At 67.8% G+C, this 22,611-nt stretch carries 19 protein-coding genes; 15 read left to right on the top strand and 4 right to left on the bottom strand.

What is annotated here, in order from left to right; all coding sequences use genetic code 11:
* Together IEX05_RS08085 and IEX05_RS08080 are read right to left on the bottom strand one after the other, a co-directional pair.
* Nucleotides 1-1,722: a dihydroxyacetone kinase family protein gene (locus IEX05_RS08085; RefSeq protein WP_188700878.1), complete on the bottom strand. Its 1,722-nt coding sequence runs from the start codon at nt 1,720-1,722 to the stop codon at nt 1-3.
* A 29-nt stretch (nt 1,723-1,751) separates the two neighbouring features.
* Entirely contained in the window at nt 1,752-2,816 is a 1,065-nt protein-coding gene (locus IEX05_RS08080; protein ID WP_188700877.1) for an NAD(P)-dependent alcohol dehydrogenase, read from the bottom strand.
* Between the two features lie 180 nt (nt 2,817-2,996).
* Here IEX05_RS08080 and IEX05_RS08075 point away from each other — a divergent pair, with 180 nt between their 5' ends.
* From IEX05_RS08075 to IEX05_RS08020, 12 genes are all read left to right on the top strand, one after another.
* Complete coding sequence (locus tag IEX05_RS08075) at nt 2,997-4,028, top strand: zinc-dependent alcohol dehydrogenase family protein (RefSeq protein WP_188700876.1); 1,032 nt, start codon at nt 2,997-2,999, stop codon at nt 4,026-4,028.
* Nucleotides 4,025-4,681, top strand: coding sequence for a DUF2291 family protein (locus tag IEX05_RS08070; protein ID WP_229661198.1), 657 nt, complete (start codon nt 4,025-4,027; stop codon nt 4,679-4,681). The genes IEX05_RS08075 and IEX05_RS08070 overlap by 4 nt, the downstream gene beginning before the upstream one ends.
* Nucleotides 4,682-4,686: 5 nt before the next feature.
* A complete protein-coding gene (locus IEX05_RS08065) occupies nt 4,687-6,201 on the top strand; it encodes a sugar ABC transporter ATP-binding protein (RefSeq protein ID WP_188700875.1) in 1,515 nt (504 codons plus the stop codon).
* Nucleotides 6,202-6,220: 19 nt separating this feature from the next.
* Nucleotides 6,221-7,345, top strand: coding sequence for an ABC transporter permease (locus IEX05_RS08060; protein WP_188700874.1), 1,125 nt, complete (start codon nt 6,221-6,223; stop codon nt 7,343-7,345).
* Between the two features lie 54 nt (nt 7,346-7,399).
* A complete protein-coding gene (locus IEX05_RS08055; RefSeq protein ID WP_188700873.1) occupies nt 7,400-8,395 on the top strand; it encodes a D-ribose ABC transporter substrate-binding protein in 996 nt (331 codons plus the stop codon).
* Nucleotides 8,396-8,487: 92 nt separating this feature from the next.
* Nucleotides 8,488-9,318 (top strand): DeoR/GlpR family DNA-binding transcription regulator, encoded by an 831-nt coding sequence (locus IEX05_RS08050; protein ID WP_188700872.1) that lies wholly within the window; start codon nt 8,488-8,490, stop codon nt 9,316-9,318.
* 92 nt (nt 9,319-9,410) lie between these two features.
* A complete protein-coding gene (locus tag IEX05_RS08045) occupies nt 9,411-9,755 on the top strand; it encodes an L-rhamnose mutarotase (RefSeq protein WP_188700871.1) in 345 nt (114 codons plus the stop codon).
* Between the two features lie 49 nt (nt 9,756-9,804).
* On the top strand, nt 9,805-10,968 hold the full coding sequence (gene rhaI / locus IEX05_RS08040) for an L-rhamnose isomerase (protein ID WP_188700870.1): 1,164 nt from the start codon (nt 9,805-9,807) through the stop codon (nt 10,966-10,968).
* 104 nt (nt 10,969-11,072) lie between these two features.
* Complete coding sequence (locus IEX05_RS08035) at nt 11,073-11,834, top strand: DeoR/GlpR family DNA-binding transcription regulator (protein WP_188700869.1); 762 nt, start codon at nt 11,073-11,075, stop codon at nt 11,832-11,834.
* Nucleotides 11,835-11,938: 104 nt separating this feature from the next.
* Nucleotides 11,939-13,975 (top strand): bifunctional aldolase/short-chain dehydrogenase, encoded by a 2,037-nt coding sequence (locus IEX05_RS08030; protein WP_188700868.1) that lies wholly within the window; start codon nt 11,939-11,941, stop codon nt 13,973-13,975.
* 72 nt (nt 13,976-14,047) lie between these two features.
* The gene (locus IEX05_RS08025; protein WP_188700867.1) at nt 14,048-15,457 is read left to right on the top strand and encodes a rhamnulokinase; all 1,410 of its coding nucleotides are present in this window, start codon (nt 14,048-14,050) and stop codon (nt 15,455-15,457) included.
* A 153-nt stretch (nt 15,458-15,610) separates the two neighbouring features.
* Nucleotides 15,611-16,975 carry a multidrug effflux MFS transporter gene (locus IEX05_RS08020; protein WP_188700866.1) on the top strand — a complete coding sequence of 455 codons (1,365 nt, stop codon included), beginning with the start codon at nt 15,611-15,613 and terminating at the stop codon, nt 16,973-16,975.
* 31 nt (nt 16,976-17,006) lie between these two features.
* Here the strand turns inward: IEX05_RS08020 and IEX05_RS08015 are convergent, their stop codons facing one another.
* A complete protein-coding gene (locus IEX05_RS08015) occupies nt 17,007-18,365 on the bottom strand; it encodes an MFS transporter (RefSeq protein WP_229661197.1) in 1,359 nt (452 codons plus the stop codon).
* A complete protein-coding gene (locus IEX05_RS08010; protein ID WP_188700865.1) occupies nt 18,365-18,793 on the bottom strand; it encodes a MarR family winged helix-turn-helix transcriptional regulator in 429 nt (142 codons plus the stop codon). Before IEX05_RS08010 ends, IEX05_RS08015 begins: the two co-directional genes overlap by 1 nt.
* Nucleotides 18,794-18,862: 69 nt before the next feature.
* Between IEX05_RS08010 and IEX05_RS08005 the strand changes: the two genes are divergently transcribed.
* The 3 genes from IEX05_RS08005 (at nt 18,863) to IEX05_RS07995 (ending at nt 21,876) form a co-directional block, all read left to right on the top strand.
* Nucleotides 18,863-19,711, top strand: a complete 849-nt coding sequence (locus IEX05_RS08005) for an alpha/beta fold hydrolase (RefSeq protein ID WP_188700864.1) — start codon at nt 18,863-18,865, stop codon at nt 19,709-19,711.
* A gap of 183 nt (nt 19,712-19,894) precedes the next feature.
* Entirely contained in the window at nt 19,895-20,944 is a 1,050-nt protein-coding gene (lplAB, locus tag IEX05_RS08000) for a lipoate-protein ligase LplAB (protein WP_188700863.1), read from the top strand.
* A 77-nt stretch (nt 20,945-21,021) separates the two neighbouring features.
* Entirely contained in the window at nt 21,022-21,876 is an 855-nt protein-coding gene (locus IEX05_RS07995; protein WP_188701016.1) for a DNA-methyltransferase, read from the top strand.
* Nucleotides 21,877-22,611 lie beyond the last annotated feature (735 nt).

The following is a 22,611-nucleotide window of genomic DNA, read 5'->3' as shown; positions in this document are numbered from 1 at the left end:
TCATGCCTTTCGGTTGAAGAGGTCGTTAAGGGAGGTCACGAGCAGGGCGAGCGAGTGGGCCCCCGGATCCGGGGTGCCGAGCGCCCTCTCGTGGTGCGCACGGGCGCGCCCCATCTGGGGCAGCATGTCGGCGGTTGCGGCGGCGGCGTCGGTGGCGGCCTCCGCGGCCGCGCGCCAGGCGTCGGCGAGGCTCTGGCGCTCGCTGAGCTCCGCGAAGGTGTCGATGAACGGATCAAGTGAATCGACGAGCGTCTTGTCACCCGGCACCGCGCCGAAGGTCGCGACGCGGGCCTTCGCGTTCTCGAGCCCCTTCGCGAGGGCGGCGGGCTCGGGCACTCCGACGTCGCCGAGGGTCTTCGCGACGGTGTCGAGGATCGCGCCCCAGATCGCGCCCGAGGTGCCCCCGGCGCGGTCGCTCCACGCATCCGCGGCGCGGGCGAGCGTCGTCGCCGCTCCGGCTCCGCGCTCGGCGGCGTCGCGCGCGGCGGTCTGGGCGGCGTGGATCCCGCGCTGCATGCCGATCCCGTGGTCGCCATCCCCGGCGATCGCGTCGAGGCGGCCCAGCTCGTCGACGTTCTCATCGATCGTGGCGCGCCAGATGTCGAAGCCGGCCGCGATCGTCTGGGCGATGCCGCGCGAGGCGTCGTCGGCGTCACCGATCACGTCGTCGTCTTCGTCAGCGTCGGTTGAGGCGAGCACGAGGGGGGAGGTGTCGACGGACCCGCGGCGATATGCCGGGGTGTCGACGCCCGTGTCCCACAGATCTTCGAGCTCGTCGTCGAGCCAGAGCAGGGTCAGCGATGTGCCGGCCATGTCGAAGCTCGTGCAGTACTCGCCAACGTGCGGATCCACGGTAACGATGCCGTTCTCCTCCAGCAGGAGGGCGATGCGGCGGTAGACGACGAACATCTCCTCGTATTTGAGGGATCCGAGGCCGTTGAGCACCGGGACGACGCGCGCGCCGCGAACGTCGGCGACGTCATCCGGAACCTCCTCGAGCAGGCGGTTCACGAGCATCTCGGCGAGTCCGTCGGCCGTCGGGATGTCCGCGTCGCCGAGGCCGGGCTCGCCGTGGATGCCGAGACCGATCGCCATGTGACCGGGCTTGACCTCGAAGAGCGGCTCGTCGGCGCCCGGCAGTGAGCAGCCCGAGAAGGCGACGCCGAACGAGCGCGTGCGGTCGTTGGCGCGGCGGGCGAGCCGGGTGACCTCGGTGAGGTTCGCGCCGCGCTCTGCGGCGGCGCCGGCGATCCGGAACACGGTCAGGTCGCCCGCGATGCCGCGGCGCTTGTGGATCTCGCTCTTGTCGGCGGACGAGACGTCGTCGGTGACGGTGACGGTCTGGCAGGGGATTCCGGCCGCGCGGAGCTGTTCCTGTGCGGCGTCGAAGTTGAGTACGTCGCCGGCGTAGTTGCCGTAGCTGAGGAACACGCCGCCGCCGTTCTCGACGGCCTTCGCGACCGAGAGGACCTGCTGCGTGGAGGGAGAGGCGAAGAGGTTCCCCATCGCGGCGCCGTTGGCGAGGCCGGGGCCGACGAGGCCGCCGAAGGCGGGGTAGTGGCCGGATCCGCCGCCCGTGACGAACGCGACCTGCCCCTCGGGGGTCTGCGTGGCGCGGGCGACGCCGCCCGAGACCCGGCGCACGTAGCGACCGTTTGCCGCGACGAAGCCGTCGATCATCTCGTCGGCGAAATCGGCCGGGTCATTCCACAATCGGGTCATCGTTGAATCCGTTCTGCGTTCGGAGGGGGTCAGCTATTGGGCGTGACGATGGACTTGATGGTCGTCGGATCCGACGTCGATTCGAGCGCGTCGACGACGCGATCGAGCCCGAAGCGGCCCGTCACCATCCGGTCGAGGTCGACGCGGCCAGCGGCCACGAGAGCGATTGCGGCCGGCCAGGTGTTCGCGTAACGGAACACTCCCGTGATCGTCAACTCAAGGTTCTGGATGTACGAGATCGGCAGCGCCAGTTCGTCGATGCCCATTCCGACGAGCACAACCCGGCCGCCCGGACGCACGGCACGGATACCGCTGAGCACCGCAGGCGCGGCACCCGAAGCGTCGATGAACGCGTCGACGGGGCCGCCGAGGTCCGCGGATCCGCCCGCCGCTGGGTCGACGACGCGCGTCGCGCCGAAGCTCAGCGCCGTCTCGCGGCGTGCCTCGGCGAGGTCGGAGACGATGATGTCGGTCGCGCCGAACGCGCGGGCCACCTGGGCGGTGACGATGCCGATCGGGCCGGCGCCCGCGATCAACACGCGCGACCCGGGCTGGATCCCCGCCTTGCGCGCGGTCGCAATCGCGACCGAGAGCGGCTCCATGAGGGCCGCAGCCTCGTCGCTGACGGTATCGGGGATCGCGAACGCGAAGTGGCTCTGGATCGTGACGTACTGCTGGAACGCGCCATCGGTTCCCGGCACGGCGTAGAACTGCATGTCCGGGTCGAGGTTGTACTCGCCGCGCAGCGTCTCAGCCGAGGTGTGCGAGGGGTGCTGGGGCTCGATCGACACACGCTCACCCACGCGGGTGGCGTCGACGTCGGCGCCCACAGCGACGATCACGCCGCCCGACTCGTGGCCGAGCACGAGGGGCTCGTCGACGCTCCAATCGCCGAGGCGGCCGTCGTGGAAGAAGTGCACGTCGCTTCCGCACACGCCGACCGATGTGACCCTGACCAGGACCTCGTCGCCGGCCGGCGTCGGCACCGGGCGTTCCTGGATCCGCACGTCGTGCGCGGCGTGGAGAACCGCCGCGCGTTGCGTGGTGGGGATGGCGTCGGAAGCCTGAGGCGTCGCGGGCGCGCTGCTGTTCATGGGACGATCTCCTTCGATGTCACTATCTGAACGTTGAATCTAACGTAATCTGTGTTCTAATGTAGATCAAGGTAACACCGCTGGCGATCGTCTTGACGAGACGAGCGGTGAGATCGGGCGAAGATCGCCCAGAGGCGCGGGCCAACGATGGCCCGATGCCGGATGCGAACAGGAGCAAAGATGCGCGCAGTCGCTTTTCAGCAGCAAGGGGTGCTGGCACTCGAGGAACGGGAGAAGCCCCGTCCCGGCTACAAGGAGATCCTGATCGAGACGGCCGCGGTCGGCATCTGCGGCACGGATACCCACGTCTTTGATGGCGAGTTCGAGGGAACGATCTTCCCGCTTGTGCCGGGGCATGAGGCCACGGGCACGATCGTCGAACTTGGCGAGGGCGTCAACGATGGCGTCTTCGACTTCCGCGTCGGCGACAAGGTTGCCGTCAACCCCAGCACCACCTGTGGTGAGTGTGAGCAGTGCCTGAACGGGCACCAGAACCTCTGTCCGAAGTGGAACGGTCTCGGTGTGGTCGCCTCTGACGGCGCCTCGCAGCAGTTCTTTACCGCGCCGTCGACCAATGTGTACAAGCTCAAGCCCGAGACCGACATCTACGAGGCGGCGCTCATCGAGCCGCTGGCCTGCGCGATTCGTGGATGGGACGTGTTGCCCCGACGTATGGGCGACCACGTTCTCGTCTATGGTGCGGGGACGATGGGCCTCCTGATGGCGCAGCTTGCGCACCGTGCCGGTGCCGCGAGCGTCACGATCGTCGACCTGAACGCCGAGCGTCTGAAGACTGCGGAGGAGTGCGGGATCGAGCTCCGATACACCTCGGCGGACGACGCTGAACGCGCGAAGTGGGACGTCGTGATCGACTGCACGGGCAACATTCGCGCGATCGAGGACGCGCTGACGCGAGTGAAGCCCGCCGGATACTTCCAAGACTTCGGCGTCGCGCCCGCCGACCGGACCGCGCAGTTCTCGCCGTTCCGCATCTACCGTGACGAGATCTCGATCGTCGGAACGATGGCCGTGCTCAACTCGTTCGGACGGGCCGTGGAGATGTTCGAGGCGGGAGCGATCAACGCGCGTGCCATGATCAGCCACTCGTTCACGCTCGACGACTACGAGCAGGCACTCGAGATGTTCCGCCGCGGCGAGGGGCGCAAGCTGCAGATCCGCCCCAACGACACCGAATCGCGGGTCCTGCTGTGAGCGCAATCGCAGAGGCGCGCCCGCGCCGCGGCCTGGGCGTCGGTGCGAAGCGCGGGATCCTCGTCGTCGTGATACTCGCGGTCGTCGCGTTTATTGCGCTGGGTACGCGCGTCGTCCCTTATGGATCCGAGGTTGCCGGCGCTGAGCAGGCTTTCGATGCCGAGGCGTACGGGCCTGAGAAATTCCCCGAGGTGCGAGACACCGTCGCCGAGCGCGCGGTCGAGGCAGACGTCCTCGCTGCGGCACTGGCCGAGGACAAGGACGCGGCCATCGCCGAGTATGGTGTGCCGAGCTCCGGTGGCACGGTCTTCAGCGTCACGATGACGGGAGAATTCGGCGAGAGCGCCTCCGGCATCTATGACTTCAGCGTCGAGGGGCTGCCCGACGGCCTGACCATCCGCGTACAGACCGGGCCCGCGATCAACGGCACCGAGCTGCGCGACGCGACCGGCGAGATCACGTTCGGTGAGTTCACCAACCAGATCGACTACCAGAACGCCGCGGCCTCGCTCAACGAGGCGATGAAGGCCGAGGTGCTCGAGGGGCTCGACACGAGCGCGCTCGAGGGCACGACCGCGACGATCACCGGGGCGTTCACGCTCATCAACCCCGAGGCATGGCTCGTGACCCCCGTCTCCGTCGAGGAGGGCTGAACGACATGACCACGAAGGACAACGTCGTCCTCGAAGCCCGCGACATCGTGAAGAACTACGGTGGCACGCGCGCTCTCAAGGGCGTCAACTTCGAGATCAGATCCGGTACCGTCACGACGCTGTTCGGCGAGAACGGCGCGGGCAAGTCGACGCTGATGAAGATCCTCTCCGGCGTCGAACAACCCACGTCGGGCCAGATCCTGATGGGCGGCGAACCCGTCTCCTTTTCGTCGACGACGGACGCGGCCGAGCACGGCATCTCGATCATCCACCAGGAGCTGAGCCTCGCGCCGAACCTCACGGTGCGCGACAACATCTTCATGGGACGCGAGATCATGCGCCGCTTCGGCGGGGTCGACTACGCGGAGGAGACCCGGCAGACGCGGGCACTCCTGAAAGAGATGAAGCTCCCCATCGAGCCCGACACCTACGTGTCGGATCTGCGGGTGGGCCAGCAACAGATCATCGAGATCGCGCGCGCCCTCTCGGTCAACTCGCGGATCCTGATCATGGACGAGCCGACCTCGGCGCTCGCGGCGGCCGAAGTCGAGACACTCTTCGGCATCGTGCGCGACCTGCTCTCGCGTGGCGTCGCGATCGTCTACATTTCGCACCACCTCGAGGAGGCGCTCGAGATCACCGACCACGCCGTCGTGCTACGAGACGGCAACATGACGGCCCGCGCCGAGCGCGCCGACATCGACCTCGCCTGGATCGTGCGGAACATGGTCGGCGAGAACTTCGACCTGGGTTCGCCGCCCGAGGGCTACGAGTTCGGCGAATCGGTTCTGAGCGTCGACGGCCTCACGGTGCTCGACCCCGAGAACCCCGAGCGCGCCGTGGTGAACGGCATCGACCTCGACGTGCGAGCCGGTGAGATCGTCTGTATCTACGGGCTCATGGGCGCCGGTCGCACCGAGCTCCTCGAAGCGATCGCCGGGCGCGAGCGCGTCGAGAGCGGCGAGATCCTGCTCGAGGGCAAGTCGATCCTCGGCGACTCGATCGCGACGCGCATCGAGAAGGGCGTCGGCCTCGTTCCCGAGGATCGCCAGCGCGACGGCCTCGTGCAGACGTTCTCGGTCGGGCGCAACCTCACGCTTGCGAGCCTCGACCAGAGCATGTCGGGCTGGGCGATCTCGGGCAAGAAGGAGAAGCAGCGGGCCCGCGAGCTCATCACGGCCGTCACGGTCAAGACGCCGGGGCCCGAGCTCAACATCGGCGGCCTCTCGGGCGGTAACCAGCAGAAGGTCGTGATCGGCAAGATCGTCGCGACCGACCCCCGGTTGATCCTGCTCGACGAGCCCAGCCGCGGAATCGACGTCGGCGCCAAGGCCGAGGTGTTCCGGTTGCTCGCCGACCGTGCGCGCGGCGGCGTCGGGGTGGTCTACACCACGAGCGAGGTCGGCGAGTGCCTCAGCATCGCCCACCGCATCATCGTGATGAGCCGCGGGCAGGTCTCGGCGGAGTTCGGGCCGGACGCCACCAAGGACATGATCATGGCCGCCTCGGGCGAAGCCTGACCTCTAGAACGGATCGACAATGACGACGACAACAACAACCGCGATCATCGAGAACCGCAAGAGGTTCTCGATCGCGAAGCTGCTTCTCGAGGGGCGCGCATTCCTCGCGCTCGTGCTCATCATCGTGGTGTTCGCCCTGCTCTCGCCGAACTACCTCACGTGGAACAACGTGCTGATCATGACGAGCCACGTCGCGATCTACGCGCTGCTCGGCATGGGAATGCTGCTCGTGATCCTTAACGGCGGCATCGACCTCTCGGTCGGATCGACCCTCGCCTTCTCTGCGGTGATCGCCGGCTTCTTGCTACGAGGCGTGCCGATCGATATCTTCGGCGTCACGCTCTACCCGAGCGTGCCGGTCACTGTGCTGATCTCGTGCGGCGTCGGAGCCCTCGTTGGCCTCATCAACGGCATACTCGTGGCGAAGTTCAAGATCGCGCCCTTTGTCGCGACGCTCGGCATGCTCTACGCCGTGCGCGGATTCGCGCTGCTCATGACCGGCGGCCTGACGATCAACAAGATGTCGGGTAGCGAGGAACTCGGTAACACGGGCTTCGACTGGCTCGGCTTCAACCGCATCCTCGGGATCCCGGTCGGCGTGCTCGTGATGGTCGCGGTCGCGCTCGTGCTCGGCGCGGTGCTCGGTCGCGCGAAGTTCGGCCGCTGGCTGTATGCGGCCGGTGGCAACGAGCGCGCTGCGGAGCTGAGCGGTGTTCCCACCTCGCGCGTGAAGATCTGGGTCTACGTCGTATCGGGCCTGACGGCCGCGATCGCCGGCCTCGTTCTCGCCTCGACCCTGACGAGCGCCGACCCCAACGCGGGCAGCACCTACGAGCTCACCGCGATTGCCGCGGTCGTGATCGGCGGCGCGGCCCTCACGGGTGGCCGGGGCAACGTGCGGGGCACCCTGCTCGGAGCCTTCGTGATCGGCTTCCTCTCCGACGGCCTTGTGATCATCGGCGTCTCGGCCTACTGGCAGATGGTGTTCATGGGCGCGGTGATCGTTGTCGCCGTGATGCTCAACACGCTCCAGTACGGGCGTCGCCGGCGCCCCGCTACAGACAAAACATCCGACAAAACACCCGGCGAGAAGAGCAACAGCGCTCAGACCGCCACGACCGGCGCGGGTTCATCGGAATCCTAAGCGGGCCACCCGGCACCGATGACCGTTGCCGGGCCACTGAGAAAGGACAATCACATGTTTCGGAAGAAGACACTCGGCGCGATGATCGCCGCAGGCGCGCTCGTGATGGGGCTTGTCGGCTGCTCCTCGAACGGCACCGAGGGCGACGCGCCGTCGAACGAAAGCGGTAGCGGCGAGGCGGGCGGCCTGATCACGATCATCGTGAACGACCCCGCCAACCCCTACTGGAAGACCGAGGGCGACCTGGCGCAGGCGAAGGCCGAGGAGTTGGGCTACGAGGCCACCGTTGGCGCGCACCGTGGCGACACGAACACCGAGAACACGCTCATCGACACCGCGATCGCGAACGACTCCGTCGCGATCATCCTCGACCCGGCGAACGCCGACGGATCCATCGGCGCGGTGAAGAAGGCCGATGCGGCGGGGATCCCGGTGTTCCTCGTGAACGCCGAGATCAACGAAGCGGGCCTCGCGAAGGCGCAGCTCGTCTCGAACAACGCTCAGGGTGCGGCACTCGGCGCGCAGGAATACGTGGCTCAGATGGGCGAGGAAGGCACGTACGTCGAGCTGTTCGGCGCGCCGAGTGATAACAACGCGCAGACGCGTTCGAACGGATTCAGCACGGTGATCTCGCAGTACCCCGACCTTGAGAAGGTCGGCGAAGAGGTCGCCAACTGGGACCGCACCGAGGGCCACGACAAGGCTCAGGCGCTGATGCAGGCCAACCCCGACATCAAGGGCGTGCTCGCCGGTAACGACGAGATGGCGCTCGGAGCGATCGCGGCGCTGAAGGAGGCCGGTAAGCTCGATGGCGTCGTCGTCGGTGGTTTCGATGGCGCGCCGGACGCCGTCGAGGCTGTGCGTAACGGCGAGATGGCCTACACCGTCCTTCAGCCCGTTGCCCAGTTCTCGGAGACGGCAGTGGAGCTTGCCGACGAGTTCATCCGCACGGGGGAGGCGCCCGAGACGGAGAAGCAGGCGATCGACTGCATCCTCATCACCGCCGACAACGTCGACAACATGGTGTCGCCCTTCGTATACGAGGAGTGAGGCCGGGCGGACTCGCCTGGCGGAGAAGAATGACGTGGTGCGGGGCGGGCGAGACACGCCCTCCCCGCACCATCGTGCAGAGAAGAGGAACGATGGGCAAGGAAGACACGGTCGCGGGCGACGACTCGGCGACGTCGCGCCTCACCCGGCAGAACGATCGGCGTAACGCGATCACGGAGGCCGTGATGACGGCCGGATCCATCCGGATCCCGGAGCTCGCGGAGCGGTTCGGGATCAGTACGATGACCGTCCATCGCGATCTCGACGAGCTGGAGTCTCGTGGCCTGCTGCGGAAAGACCGCGGCATCGCGACCGCCCTGTCGACCGGCCTGGTCGAGTCGAGCGACGTCTACCGGGCGAGCAGGGAGCTCTCCGAGAAGCGCGCGATCGCGCTGGCGGCCCTCGAGTTCATCGAGCCGGGGCAATCGATCATGCTCGATGACTCGACCAGCGTGCTGCATCTCGTGCCGCACCTGCAGGAGCGACGGCCGCTGACCGTGATCACCAACACCCTGACGGTGATGAACGAGCTCCGCTCGGTCACGGGGGTGACGCTTCTGGGGCTGGGCGGCCAGTACTACAACTGGTGCAGCGCGTATATGGGGCGCATTACGACCGAAGCGATCTCGCAATTGCGCGCCGACGTGTTGGTCATGTCGACCTCCGCGATCACCGACGGCGTCGCGTTCCACCAGACGATGGAGACCGTCGACGTCAAACGGGCCATGTTCGATGCGGCGAGCAAGCGCATCCTGTTGGCGGATCACACGAAGTTCGACAAGCGAGCCCTGCATGCGATGCAGCCGCTCGTCGATTTCGACGCCGTCATCGTCGACGCGGGCACCGACAAGGCCCACGTCGAGGATATGCGTCGGCGCGGGATCAACGTCGTGATCGCGCCGCGTTCGCGCGCATCGAGCTGACGCGGCGTCCCCGCGAAATCGGATCCGGGATCCGACTTGATCTGCGCGCCGCACTGTGCGCATAATGAAACGATTCAAAGAGGAGGTCGACGATGCCACAGCGCATTGCCTTCCGGCTTTACGTGAAGCCGGAGATGCTCGACGAGTACCTGCGTCGCCACGACCCGGTCTGGCCGGAGATGCTCGAAGAGATCGCCGCCAGCGGTCGCCGCAACTATTCGATCTTCCACGTGGGCGGCGGCGAACTCGTCGGCTTCTACGAAACGGATGACGACGCGGCATCGCAGGCCTATCTCGCCCAGAGCGAGGTCGCCGCGAAGTGGGAGGCCGACATGGGCCGCTTCTTCGTCGCTCAGGAGGGTCGCGCGGATCAGAACGCCGAGACCTTCCCCGAGGTGTTCCACCTCGAATCGCAGCTCGCTGCCGCACGCTCCTAAACCACCGGATACGCGACCGACGAGGGTCGCAGAACAGAAAGGCTCAACCATGGGCATCCTTTCGCAGGACATCCTCGACCAGCTCGAGAAGCAGGCCATCGAACTCCCCTCGTGGGCGTTCGGAAACTCGGGCACCCGCTTCAAGGTCTTCGGCACCCCCGGCACCCCGCGCGACCCGTTCGAGAAGATCTCGGACGCGGCTCAGGTGCACAAGTACACCGGCCTCGCCCCGACCGTCGCGCTGCACATTCCGTGGGACATGGCGAACTTCGCCGACCTGCGCAAGCACGCCGAGGACGAGGGCGTCGCGCTCGGCACGATCAACTCGAACACCTTCCAGGACGACGACTACAAGTTCGGCGCCCTGACGCACGAGGACGCCACGATCCGCAACAAGGCGATCGACCACCACCTCGCCTGCATCGACGTCATGGACGAGACCGGTTCGCGCGACCTGAAGATCTGGCTCGCCGAGGGGTCGAACTACCCGGGCCAGGCCGACATGCGCGGCCGCCAGGACCGCCTGCAGGAGTCGCTCCAGAAGATCTACGCCCGCCTCGGCGACGACCAGCGCCTCGTGCTCGAGTACAAGTTCTTCGAGCCCTCGTTCTACCACACCGATGTTCCGGACTGGGGCACCTCCTACGCCCAGGTCTCGGCCCTTGGCGACAAGGCCCTCGTGTGCCTCGACACGGGCCACCACGCGCCCGGCACGAACATCGAGTTCATCGTCATGCAGCTGCTGCGCCTCGGCAAGCTCGGCTCGTTCGACTTCAACAGCCGCTTCTACGCTGACGACGACCTCATCGTGGGCGCCGCCGACCCGTTCCAGCTGTTCCGCATCATCTTCGAGGTCGTCCGCGGTGGCGGCCTCAACAACCCGGACGTGCAGTTCATGCTCGACCAGTGCCACAACGTCGAGGACAAGATCCCCGGCCAGATGCGCTCCGTGCTGAACGTTCAGGAGATGACCGCCCGCGCCCTCCTCGTCGACACCGAGAAGCTGCGCGCCGCGCAGGTCGCCGGCGACGTGCTCGGCGCCCACCAGGTGTTCATGGACGCCTTCTACACCGACGTGCGCCCCGCGCTCGCCGAGTGGCGTGAGAGCCGCGGCCTTGCGGCCGACCCGATGGCGGCCTTCGCGGCCTCCGGTTACCTCGAGAAGATCGCCGCCGACCGCGTCGGCGGCCAGCAGGCCAGCTGGGGCGCGTAAGCGCAACGCAAAAGGGCGGATCCGGTCAGGATCCGCCCTTTTTGCGCTTCACCCCGCTAACCCCGGCTCGGGGATTCCACGCGCCGCGCGATACGGTGCAGGGTATGTCGACAACGAGTTCCGTGCACGGAGAACAGCGCAGGCAGGCGCTTGTGGAGATGCTCGAGGCTGCGGGCAGCGTACAGCTCGCGGAGGCCGCGGCGGCTCTCGGCGTCTCGGAGATGACGATCCGTCGCGACCTCGACGGCCTCGTGCAGGAGGGCCTCGCGCGCCGCGTGCGCGGCGGGGCGACCCGGGCCGTCGGGCCCCGCCCGTTCGGGGAGCGCATGGGGCAGCGCCGCCAGGCGAAGGCGCGGATCGCCCAGAAGGTGCTCGACCTCGTCCCCGCCCACGGCGCGATTGCGCTCGACGCCTCGACGACTGCGGGCGTGCTCGCGGAACAGCTGGGCCAGCACGACGACCTCGTCGTGGTCACGAACTCATGGGAGAACTTCGGCGCGCTGCGCCGCGCGGGGGTCGCACGGGCGACGCTCACGGGCGGGCAGGCCGACGAGCTCACGGGCAGCCTGGTCGGACCGATGGCCTGCCGATTCGCCTCCGAGGTGCGGTACTCGATGCTGTTCGCGAGCGGCGCCGGAATCGACGTCGAGCACGGCGCGAGCGACGTGTCGCTCGAGGAAGCGCAGGTCAAGCGCGAGTTCGCCCGCGGATCCGAGCGCGTGATCCTCTTGATTGACTCGACGAAGCTCGCGCGGCCCGGGATGGCGCGCGGAATCGACTGGCGCGAGGTCGAGTTGCTCGTAACGGAACTGGATCCGACCGACGCGCGGCTGGATCCGTATCGGGGCATCGTCGACATCCGTTAACCCGATGTTGTGCTCTGCGTTAGAAGATGTGAGAATTACAGCAAGTAACATCACGGGTGACGCACTGTCGCTGTCGCCCAATTTTTCCCCGCGTTAGGAATCTCATGACGAACCCCACCGTCGCAGACCTCATCATCCGGTCGAACCGCCTCGGTTCCGACCCCAAGAACACCAACTACGCCGGCGGCAACACCTCCGCCAAGGGCACCGAGATCGACCCGGTCACGGGCGAGCCGGTCGAGCTCGTGTGGGTCAAGGGATCCGGCGGAGACCTCGGCACGCTCACTGAGTCGGGACTCGCGGCGCTGCGCCTCGACCGCATGCGCGCGCTCGTGAACGTCTACCCGGGCCTCGAGCGCGAGGACGAGATGGTCGCCGCGTTCGACTACTGCCTGCACGGAAAGGGCGGCGCCGCCCCCTCGATCGACACGGCCATGCACGGCCTCGTCGACGCCGCGCACGTCGACCACCTGCACCCCGACTCGGGCATCGCGATCGCGACCGCTGCCGACGGTGAAGAGCTGACGAAGAAGATCTTCGGCGACAAGGTCGTCTGGGTCCCGTGGCGCCGCCCCGGCTTCCAGCTCGGCCTCGACATCGCCGAGATCAAGAAGGCCAACCCGCAGGCGATCGGCACGATCCTCGGCGGCCACGGCATCACCGCCTGGGGCGACACCTCGGAAGAGTCGGAGCGCAACTCGCTCTGGATCATCGAGACCGCCGAGGCCTACATCAACGACAACGGCAAGGCGAACCCCTTCGGTGGCGTCCGCGCCGGCTACGAGGCCCTGCCCGAGGCCGAGCGCCTCGCGAAGGCCGCCGCCCTCGCCGCCACGATCCGCGGCCTCGCGTCGCACGACGCCCCCATGGTCGGCCACTTCACCGACGCCGCGGTCGTCACCGACTTCCTCGCCTCGGAGCGCGCCCCCGAGCTCGCCGCCCTCGGCACGAGCTGCCCGGACCACTTCCTGCGCACCAAGGTCAAGCCGATGATCCTCGACCTGCCGGCAGACGCCTCGGTCGAAGACTCGATCGCGCGCCTCAAGGAGCTGCACGAGGAGTACCGTGCCGACTACAAGGCGTACTACGACGCCTACGCGACCGACGAGAGCCCCGCGATGCGCGGCGCCGACCCGCTCATCGTTCTCGTGCCGGGCGTGGGCATGTTCAGCTACGGCAAGAACAAGCAGACCGCGCGCGTCGCCGGTGAGTTCTACATCAACGCCATCAACGTGATGCGCGGTGCCGAGTCGCTCTCGACCTACGCCCCCATCTCCGATGAGGAGAAGTTCCGCATCGAGTACTGGGCCCTCGAAGAGGCCAAGCTCCAGCGCATGCCGAAGCCGAAGACCCACCAGGGCCGCATCGCCTTCGTGACCGGCGCCGCCTCGGGCATCGGCAAGGCCATCGCCACCCGCCTGGCCGCTGAGGGCGCCTGCGTCGTCGTCGCCGACCTCGACCTCGAGAAGGCCCAGGCCGCCGCGGCCGAGCTCGGCGGCACCGACGTCGCGATCGGTGTCGCGGCGAACGTCGCCGACGCCGCGGGCGTGCAGGCCGCGATCGACGCCACGCTCCTCGCGTTCGGCGGCATCGACCTCGTCGTGAACAACGCCGGCCTGTCGCTGTCGAAGCCCCTCCTCGAGACCACCGAGAAGGACTGGGACCTGCAGCACGACGTCATGGCGAAGGGCTCGTTCCTCGTCTCGAAGGCCGCGGCTCTGCCCCTCATCCAGCAGGGCATGGGCGGCGACATCATCTACATCTCGTCGAAGAACTCCGTCTTCGCCGGACCGAACAACATCGCGTACTCGGCAACCAAGGCCGACCAGGCCCACCAGGTGCGCCTCCTCGCGGTCGAGCTCGGCGAGCACGGCGTGCGCGTCAACGGCATCAACCCCGATGGCGTCGTCCGCGGATCCGGCATCTTCTCGTCGGGCTGGGGCGCGAACCGCGCCGCCACCTACGGCGTCAAGGAAGAGGACCTCGGTCAGTTCTACGCGAACCGCACCATCCTCAAGCGCGAGGTCGTTCCCGAGAACGTCGCCGACGCGGTCTACGTGCTGACGGGCCCCGAGCTCAGCCGCACGACCGGTCTGCACATCCCGGTCGACTCGGGCGTCGCCCAGGCGTTCGTCCGCTGATCTAGCCGAAATCGCGCGGGCGCGGATCCTCCTCCGGGATCCGCGCCCGCCGCGCCGCATCTGGAGAACACAATGACATCTGGTTCTGTTGCCGCAGTTGATCTCGGCGCGACCAGCGGCCGCGTCATCGTCGGCCGTTTCGTCGATGGATCCATCGAGATGGAGACCGTCGGCCGCTTCCTCAACGAACCCATCCAGACCCCGGGCGGTCTGCAGTGGGATCTCATGGCGCTGTACCGCGGCGTGCGCGACGGCCTACGCGAGGCCTTCCGCGTCGCGCCGGACATCGCCTCGATCGGCATCGACTCGTGGGCCGTCGACTACGCGCTGCTGCGCGGCGACCGCATGCTGGGCACGCCGTTCCACTACCGCGACGAGCGCACCGCCGCGGGTGTCGAGGCCGTGCACGACGTCGAGAGCTTCGAGGAGCTCTACCGCCGCAACGGCCTGCAGTTCCTGCCGTTCAACACGCTCTACCAGCTCGCCTGCGAGCAGGGCGTGACCGACACCGCCGACGCGATGCTGCTCGTGCCCGACCTGTTCGCGTGGCTGCTCACGGGCGAGAAGGTCGCCGAGCGCACCAACGCGTCGACGACGGGCCTGCTCGACGTCACGACGAAGGAGTGGGATCTCGAGCTCGCGGAGAAGCTCGGTCTGCCGACCCGCATCTTCCCGAAGCTCGTGGATCCGGGGGAGACGATCGGAGATCTGCTTCCCTCGGTCGCGAAGGAGCTCGGCGGATCGGCGCCCGTGGTCGCCGTCGGCTCGCACGACACGGCGTCGGCCGTCGTCGCGGTGCCGATGAAGGCCGATCGCGCGGCGTACATCTCGTGCGGCACCTGGGGCCTTGTGGGTGTCGAGACGCGCGAGCCGGTGCTAACCGACGCCGCGCGGGAGCACAACTTCACGAACGAGGGCGGCGCCTTCGGCCGCACGCGCTTCCTGCACAACGTGATGGGGCTCTGGCTGCTCAGCGAGACGATTCGCGAGTGGGAGCGCACCTCTGGCGAGAAGATCGACCTGCCCGCGCTGCTCGCCGAGGCCGCCGCGGTCTCCGGCGAGGTCGGCGTGTTCGACGCGAACGACCCCGTGTTCATGCCGCCCGGCGACATGCCGGGCCGCATCGCGGAGTGGCTCGCGGCGCACGGTCAGCCGGTTCCGCAGACGCGCGCGGAGTTCGCGCGCTCGATCGTCGAGAGCCTCGCGGAGGCCTTCGCGGGCGCCGTGCGCACGGCGGGCGAGCTGAGCGGGATCCCGGTCGAGACGATCCACATCGTCGGCGGCGGATCCCTCAACGAGCTGCTCTGCCAGCGCACCGCCGACCGCGCCGGGGTTGCCGTCGAGGCCGGCCCCGTCGAGGCGACCGCGATCGGCAACCTGCTCGTGCAGGGCCGCGCCGCGGGCTTCGTCGAGGGCGAGCTCGATGAGATGCGCGAGGCCGTTGCCGCGGCCTTCCCCCCGAAGCGCTACGCCCCGGCGTAACCCGCCGCTAACTCTGCGATTCTCCGCGCGGGCATCTGCAATTCGCAGATGCCCGCGCGGAGAATTGACGTTTTGGCGGGGCGTCGAGGAATTGTGCATCGTCGGAGGCGTCACCCCGGGTAGCGTTTTATATCGAGTCGTGGAGGAGAAGAGATGATCGAGGACAACCGCGAGGACGCTTACCCCGAGACGGGGAAGATTCCCGTATCGACGGGTCTCATCGCGGTCCCGACGGGCCTCGTCCATGTTCCGGATCGGGTGCGCGAGGCGGGCGAGGAGATCGCCCACACCCACCCGGGCGACAAACTCTCGTCGACGCGGCTGTTCTTCTACGTCATCCTGCTCGGCGCGCTCACGGCCCTCGGGCCGTTCACGGTCGACATGTACCTGCCCGCGTTCCCGATGCTGCAGGGCGAGTTCGACGCGTCCGAGGGCGCGGTGCAGCTGACCCTGACGGGGACGATGGTCGGCTTCGCGCTCGGCCAGCTGATCGTCGGACCCCTGAGCGACGTCGTCGGCCGCCGCGTGCCTCTTCTCGTCTCGACGACGCTGCACCTCATCGCGAGCGCTATCGCGGTGTTCGCGCCGACGCTGCTCGTGCTGGGTGGCGCGCGCATCCTCATGGGAATGGGCGCCGCGGGCGGCGCGGTCGTGGCCATGGCGATGGTGCGCGATCTCTTCGGCGGACGCCGACTCGTGATCATGCTCTCCCGCCTCGCGCTCGTCTCGGGGCTCGCCCCCGTGATCGCGCCGCTGGCCGGATCCGGTCTGCTGCAGGTGATGCCGTGGCGCGGCATCTTCGTCGTGCTCGCCGCGTATGCGGCGCTCATCCTGCTCTGCGCGCTCTTCGCCCTGCCCGAGACGCGACCGAAGGGCGACCGGGCGACCGCCGAGAAGGTGTCGATCCGGCACCGCTATCGCGTTGTCTTCAGCGACCGCGTGTTCGTGGGCGTGCTGCTGATCGGCGGCATGACCTTCTCGGGGCTGTTCTCGTACCTGTCGAGCTCGTCGTTCCTCTTCCAGCAGAGCTATGGCCTGTCGACGCTCGAATACGGCATGGTGTTCGCGGCCAACTCCGTCGGGCTCATCATCGGCAACCAGACCGCCGCCCGCCTCGCGGCGCGGTTCGGCCCGCAGTGGGTGCTCGCCTTCTCGACCGTGGCGCTGCTCGTCGCGGCCGTGGCGATCCCGATCTGCGCGGAGCTGATCGACGGCCCATGGGGCGTCATCGTGCCGCTGTTCTTCTTCATGATGTCCTGCGGCTTCACCTTCCCGTGCGCCCAGGTGCTCGCGCTCGATCGACACCCCGAGGCAGCCGGAACCGCGGCGAGCGTGCTCGGAGCCGCGAACAACGGCATCGCCGGCATCGTTTCCCCTCTCGTCGGCGTGATCTCGGCGTGGACGGGCGGCATCACGCCGCTGTCGATGTCGTCGATCATGATGGGCTGCTCGGTCGTCGGGATCCTCGCGCTGTGGCTCGTCGTGCGCCCGCGCACCCTCGGCCAGCTCTCCGACTGACGCCGGAGTTCCCGCTCGCGCCCTGGGAGGCCTACTGATCCTCGGGGCGGTCCTTCAGGACCGGCTGCGCGGAGGTCGCGAGCGAGACGGTGTCGTCGGTCGACGGCACCTGGGGCATCGCCTCCGTGATGATCGAGATGGGCCGCGTCTCTTCGAGCTCGAACTTGAAGCCGCCGGTGTCGGCGCGGTGTAGGCGCCCCGAGAACACGAGCCAGCCGGCGCCGATCGCGCAGGCGATCACCGAGGCGGCACCTCCGACGAAGATCGCCTGGCGGGCGCCGAAGGCGTCGGCGATCCAGCCGATGATCGGTGCGCCGATCGGCGTCGAGCCCATCGTGACCGCGAGGTAGAGCGCGAGCACACGGCCGCGCAGCGCCGGATCCGTCGTCGTCTGCACGTACCCGTTGGCAGTCGTCATGAACGTCACGGTGCAGAAACCGATGAGGATGCTCACCCCGGCATAGGCGAGGTATGCGGGCGTGAAGGCTGCAAGGATCTGGAAGATTCCGAAGCCTCCGATCGCGACGATCGCGACCCGAAGGCGGGCGCGCGATCGCCGGGCGGCGAGCAGCGCGCCCGTCAGGGATCCGATCGCGAGCGTCGAACTCAGCAGCCCGTAGCCGTCGGCGTCGCGCCCGAACTCGATCGCCATCGTCGAGGCGAAGATGGGGAAGTTCATGCCGAAGGCGCCGATGAGGAACGCCATGATGAAGGTGACGATGAGGTCCGGACGGCCGGCGACGTAGCGCGCACCGTCGGCCATCTTGTTCGCACCGCGCTTGGGTTTCGTGTGCGGCTCGAGCTCGTTCTTGCGCATGAACAGCAGGGCCAGGAGCATCGCCCCGAAGGTCGCGGCGTTGATGACGAAGACCCAGCCGCTGCCCATCACGATCAGCAGCAGGCTGCCGACGGCGGGGCCGATGAGGCGCGCCATGTTGAACGAGGTCGAGTTGAGGGCGATCGCGTTCGAGGCGTTCTGCCGGTTGACGACATCCGTGACGAAGGCCTGTCGCGTCGGGTTGTCGATCGCGTTCATGACGCCCACCGCGAGAGCGATGACGAGCATGATCGGCAGCGTCAGCACGCCGAGCAGCAGCAGCACGCCGATGAGCAACGACAGCAGGCCCAGGACCGACTGGGTGAGCAGCAGAACCTTTCGCCGGTCGAAGCGATCCGCGATGGCCCCCGCCACCCCCGCGAGCACGAGGGGAGGCCCGAACTGGCACGCCATCGTGAAGCCGACGGCGGTCGCGTCGTGGTCGGTCAACTCGGTCAGCACCACCCAATCCTGGGCGGTCGACTGCATCCACGCACCGACGTTCGAAATCAGCGCACCGATGAACCAGATGCGGTAGTTGAAAATGCTGAGTGAGCGGAACATCGACTTCATTACTTATGCACCTCTCGCAGGATGATCTTCGCCGCTTCGTGAAGCGTCGATCGTTCCGCGTCGGTCATCTTCTCGAGCACCTGCGACAGCCACATGTCGCGCCGTTCGAGCGTGTCGGCAACCACCTGCGAGCCCGCCTCGCTGATCGCGATCTGCACCTTGCGGCGGTCCGTCGGATCCGTTACCCGCGACACGTAGTCGTGCTCGATGAGCGCGTTGACGGTGCGATTCATCGAGGGGGCGGTGACCCCGTCGCGCTCGGCCAGGGCCGTGAGCGTGTGCGGACCGTGAAGGTGCAGGGCGACGAGCACGGCGAACTGCCCGTCGGTCATGAGCTTCACGGATCGTTGCTGGCGAATACGACGGGCGAGGCGCAGCGTTGCGGCGCGCACATCCGAGACCTCAGCACGAAACTTTTCATTAGACATATCAACTATTAGTTTAGGCCATTAGTTTCGATAAAGGAATGGCCGGCCGCGATCTGCCATGATCGGCGGGTGAGCACTTTCGTCGACCGACGCGGAACGCGCATCCACTACGACCGGATCCTGCCCGACGGCGAGCCCCGCGGAGCCGTCCACGTGCTGCATGGTGTCGGGGAGCACGCCGGCCGATACGCCGCCCTCCTGGAGGCGCTCGCCGGCGCCGGCTGGGCGGCCTACGCCGACGACCACCTCGGGCACGGTCGCACGGGCATGGAGCAGCACGGATCCGCCGAGCTCCTCGGCCGCCTCGGCCCGGGTGGGCACGCGGCGGCCGTCGACGCCGCCTGGCGCATGTCGCAGATCGCGCGCGAGGAGAACCCCGGGAAGCCGCTCGTGATCCTCGGTCACTCCTGGGGATCCTTCCTCACCCAGAAGCTCGTCAACGCGCATCCCGGCGCCTACGACGCCGTCGTCCTCGTCGGAAGCTCGCTGCTCTGGCCCGGCTCGCTCAACGCCGGCCCGCTCAACAAGCTCTGGGCGGGGCCGAACGCCAAGGGAAACGAGTGGATCTCCGAGGATCCCGCCGTGCAGGATGCTGCGATCGCGGATCCGCTCACGGTGCAGCAGCCGCTCCTGAAGCTCTTCGGGCTCGCGGGCGCACTCGCCCTCTATGGGCTGCCCGCGCGGAACCTGCCGGACACCTCGGTGCTGCTGCTCGTCGGGCGCGACGACAGCGTCGGCGGGCCGCGGTCCGTGCACAAGCTCGCCGCGGCCTACCGCAAGCGCTCCGGCTTCACCGACGTGACGACCCACGTCTACAGCGGCCGGCACGAGATCCTGAACGGCTTCGAGCAGGCGAGGGTGCGCGCCGACATCCTCTCGTGGCTGGACGCACGGTTCCCGCGCGACTCATCCCGTTGACCACAACTCATCAAGTCTCCTACGAATCATCCCGCGTCGACGGATGAGTTGTCGGAGACATGATGACGGGTCGGGATCCGGATGAGTTGTCGCGGGGCCGGCGCCGCCGGGAGCCGCCGTCCGACCCCGTCGTCGGACCCCGCCGTCGGGTCGCTCGCGGGTGGGCGCGGCTACGCTGGAACCATGCACGGTGAGTACAAGGTTCCGGGCGGCAAGCTCGTCGTCGTCGACCTCGAGGTGAGCGACGGGCGGATCAGCGAGTTCGCCCTCGCGGGTGACTTCTTCCTCGAACCCGATGAGGCGCTGCTCGACATCAACCGCGCCGTCGTCGGGCTGCCCGACACCGCCGACGTGCCCACGATCGCCGCGGCGATCCGTCGCGAGCTGCCCGTCGACGCGCAACTGCTCGGCTTCACGCCTGAGGCCGTCGGCACCGCCGTGCGGCGTGCGCTCGTCACCGCCTCCACCTGGAGCGACTTCGAGTGGCAGATCGTCGACGACCCGGCCGTCTCGCCGCACATGAACCTCGCCCTCGACGAGGTCCTCACCGAACGCGTCGGCGCGGGCCTGCGCCAGCCGACGCTGCGCATCTGGGAGTGGGACCGCTCGGCGGTCGTCATCGGATCCTTCCAGTCGTACAAGAACGAGGTGGATCCGGAGGGCGCCGCGCGCCACGGCTTCGACGTCGTGCGCCGCATCTCCGGCGGCGGCGCCATGATGATGGGCGCCGAGCAGATCATCACCTACTCGCTCTACGTGCCCGCCTCGCTCGTGGCCGGCCTGACCTTCGCCGACTCCTACGCCTTCCTCGACGACTGGGTGCTGCAGGCGCTGCACTCCATCGGCATCGAGGCGAGCTACCAGGGGCTCAACGACATCACCAGCCCCGCGGGCAAGATCGGCGGCGCCGCGCAGAAGCGCCTCGCCAACGGCGGAATCCTGCACCACGCAACCCTCAGCTACGACATCGACGGCCAGATGATGACCGAGGTGCTGCGCATCGGCCGCGAGAAGCTCAGCGACAAGGGCACGACCTCCGCCGCGAAGCGCGTGGATCCCATCCGCAGCCAGACCGGCATGGAGCGCCGCGCGATCCTCGACGCCTTCATCGAGCAGTTCGCCGCCTTCACGGGCGCGAGCCGCGGATCCATCACGCCCGACGAATACGCCGCCGCCGAAGAGCTCGTCCGCACCAAGTTCGCCACGGACCAGTGGCTCTACCGGGTTCCGTGAGCGCCGCACAGCGCGGACTGGGCCGCGGCGCGCCCGTCGCCATCCACCACGGCGACAACCTCGAGGTCATCAGCGAGATGCCCGACGGCGCCTTCACAATGATCTACCTGGATCCGCCCTTCAACACCGGACGCAAGCGCCAGCACACGACGCAGCGCGTCACGCACGCGCCCGACGCCGTGCACGTCGACAAGCTCGCCGAGCCGACGGGCGATGCCCTCTTCGACGAGGAATTCCTCCACGCGACAGAGAACCCCGTCTGGGCGGGCTTCCATGGCCGCAAGTACGAGCGGATCCGCCAGACCCTCACCACCTTCGACGACCGCTTCGACAACTACTGGGAGTTCATGGAGCCCCGCCTCGCCGAGGCATGGCGCCTGCTCGCCGACGACGGCACGCTCTACCTGCACCTCGACTACCGCGAGGCGCACTACGCCAAGGTCATGCTCGACGCCGTCTTCGGCCGCGACAACTTCCTCAACGAGATCATCTGGGCCTACGACTACGGCGCGAAGAGCCGCTCCCGCTGGCCCACGAAGCACGACACCATCCTCGTGTACGTGAAGAACCCCGCCGCATACTTCTTCGACTCCGAAGCCGTCGACCGCGAGCCCTACATGGCGCCCGGGCTCGTCAACAGCGAGAAGGCCGCGCGCGGCAAACTCCCGACCGACGTGTGGTGGCACACCATCGTCCCCACGAGCGGAGCCGAGCGCACCGGGTACCCCACCCAGAAGCCCGAGGGCATCCTCGAGCGCATGATCAAGGCCTCCACGCGCCCCGGCGACCGCGTGCTCGACTTCTTCGCCGGATCCGGAACCACAGGCGCCGTCGCTTCACGGCTGGGTCGCCAGGCCGTGCTCGTCGATGGCAACCCCCGAGCGGTCGAGGTCATGCAGCAGCGCATCCCGCATGCGGTGGTGATTCGGTAGGGGGCCTGCTGCTTTCGCAGGCTTGCTGTTTTCGGGGTCCGCTGCTTTCTCGGGGTCCGCTGCGCGATGCCGCCTCCGCTCGGCCGCGATCCCGCGGTATCCGCGGTGCGGATCCCGCCCGCCAGGCCCGAGCCAGCGGCCGGGCGGAGGCGGCATCGCTTCGCTCGCCGGGTGGCCGGGGTTCCGGTGACAGAATGTGCTGCTTCTTGCGGGGCGAGGAGCAGATTTTGCGACCGGAATGGATCCGGGTGGTGCGGCGGCGTCGCTGCGCTCGCCGGGTGCGGGCGTTGCGGTCGCAAAAATTGCTCTTTCTCGGAGAGTGAGGAGCAGTTTCTGCGACCGGAACGGAGGCTGACGTCAGGGCGTGCTGAATGAGTTCGGCCGGCCCCTTGGGTGCAACCGACGGACTGCGTGATCGTCTCGTAGTGGGGACTAGCCGGAAACTCGTGAGCGGCGAGATGTGAGCAGACGCGGAATGACCCCGTACGCAAGCGCAGCAACGAAGAGAAAGAGCCAACCGCCGAGGGCCGCTTGGTCTGCAGAGTGAGACGTGTAGGTCGCTGCGGCGGGAACGATCCATGCAGATGCGACAAAAGCTGACACGGTGCCGACAACGGTCACTGACTTCACGGTGTCCTCGTGATCACGACTCGGGATCAGAAGCACGGCAAGGCCTATGCACGAAAAAAGCGAAGAGGCGCCGAATGCGACCCAGAACAGGGGCTCCGTGGCAAA

The sequence above is a fragment of the Microbacterium nanhaiense genome, from assembly GCF_014646015.1.
Lineage (GTDB): Bacteria > Actinomycetota > Actinomycetes > Actinomycetales > Microbacteriaceae > Microbacterium > Microbacterium nanhaiense.
The sequence above is the reverse complement of the archived record's forward strand: the minus strand, read 5'-3'. Positions and strand labels throughout refer to the sequence as shown.

Bases quoted from the DNA above. Each gene is read 5' to 3' on its own strand.
- IEX05_RS08075 (WP_188700876.1), top strand. From the start codon at position 2,997: ATGCGCGCAGTCGCTTTTCAGCAGCAAGGGGTGCTGGCACTCGAGGAA.
- IEX05_RS07995 (WP_188701016.1), top strand. From the start codon at position 21,022: ATGCCCGACGGCGCCTTCACAATGATCTACCTGGATCCGCCCTTCAAC.
- IEX05_RS08030 (WP_188700868.1), top strand. From the start codon at position 11,939: ATGACGAACCCCACCGTCGCAGACCTCATCATCCGGTCGAACCGCCTC.
- IEX05_RS08010 (WP_188700865.1), bottom strand. From the start codon at position 18,793: ATGTCTAATGAAAAGTTTCGTGCTGAGGTCTCGGATGTGCGCGCCGCA.
- IEX05_RS08060 (WP_188700874.1), top strand. From the start codon at position 6,221: ATGACGACGACAACAACAACCGCGATCATCGAGAACCGCAAGAGGTTC.
- IEX05_RS08020 (WP_188700866.1), top strand. From the start codon at position 15,611: ATGATCGAGGACAACCGCGAGGACGCTTACCCCGAGACGGGGAAGATT.
- IEX05_RS08015 (WP_229661197.1), bottom strand. From the start codon at position 18,365: ATGAAGTCGATGTTCCGCTCACTCAGCATTTTCAACTACCGCATCTGG.
- IEX05_RS08045 (WP_188700871.1), top strand. From the start codon at position 9,411: ATGCCACAGCGCATTGCCTTCCGGCTTTACGTGAAGCCGGAGATGCTC.
- rhaI (WP_188700870.1), top strand. From the start codon at position 9,805: ATGGGCATCCTTTCGCAGGACATCCTCGACCAGCTCGAGAAGCAGGCC.
- IEX05_RS08065 (WP_188700875.1), top strand. From the start codon at position 4,687: ATGACCACGAAGGACAACGTCGTCCTCGAAGCCCGCGACATCGTGAAG.
- IEX05_RS08035 (WP_188700869.1), top strand. From the start codon at position 11,073: ATGTCGACAACGAGTTCCGTGCACGGAGAACAGCGCAGGCAGGCGCTT.
- IEX05_RS08050 (WP_188700872.1), top strand. From the start codon at position 8,488: ATGGGCAAGGAAGACACGGTCGCGGGCGACGACTCGGCGACGTCGCGC.
- lplAB (WP_188700863.1), top strand. From the start codon at position 19,895: ATGCACGGTGAGTACAAGGTTCCGGGCGGCAAGCTCGTCGTCGTCGAC.
- IEX05_RS08055 (WP_188700873.1), top strand. From the start codon at position 7,400: ATGTTTCGGAAGAAGACACTCGGCGCGATGATCGCCGCAGGCGCGCTC.
- IEX05_RS08080 (WP_188700877.1), bottom strand. From the start codon at position 2,816: ATGAACAGCAGCGCGCCCGCGACGCCTCAGGCTTCCGACGCCATCCCC.
- IEX05_RS08085 (WP_188700878.1), bottom strand. From the start codon at position 1,722: ATGACCCGATTGTGGAATGACCCGGCCGATTTCGCCGACGAGATGATC.
- IEX05_RS08025 (WP_188700867.1), top strand. From the start codon at position 14,048: ATGACATCTGGTTCTGTTGCCGCAGTTGATCTCGGCGCGACCAGCGGC.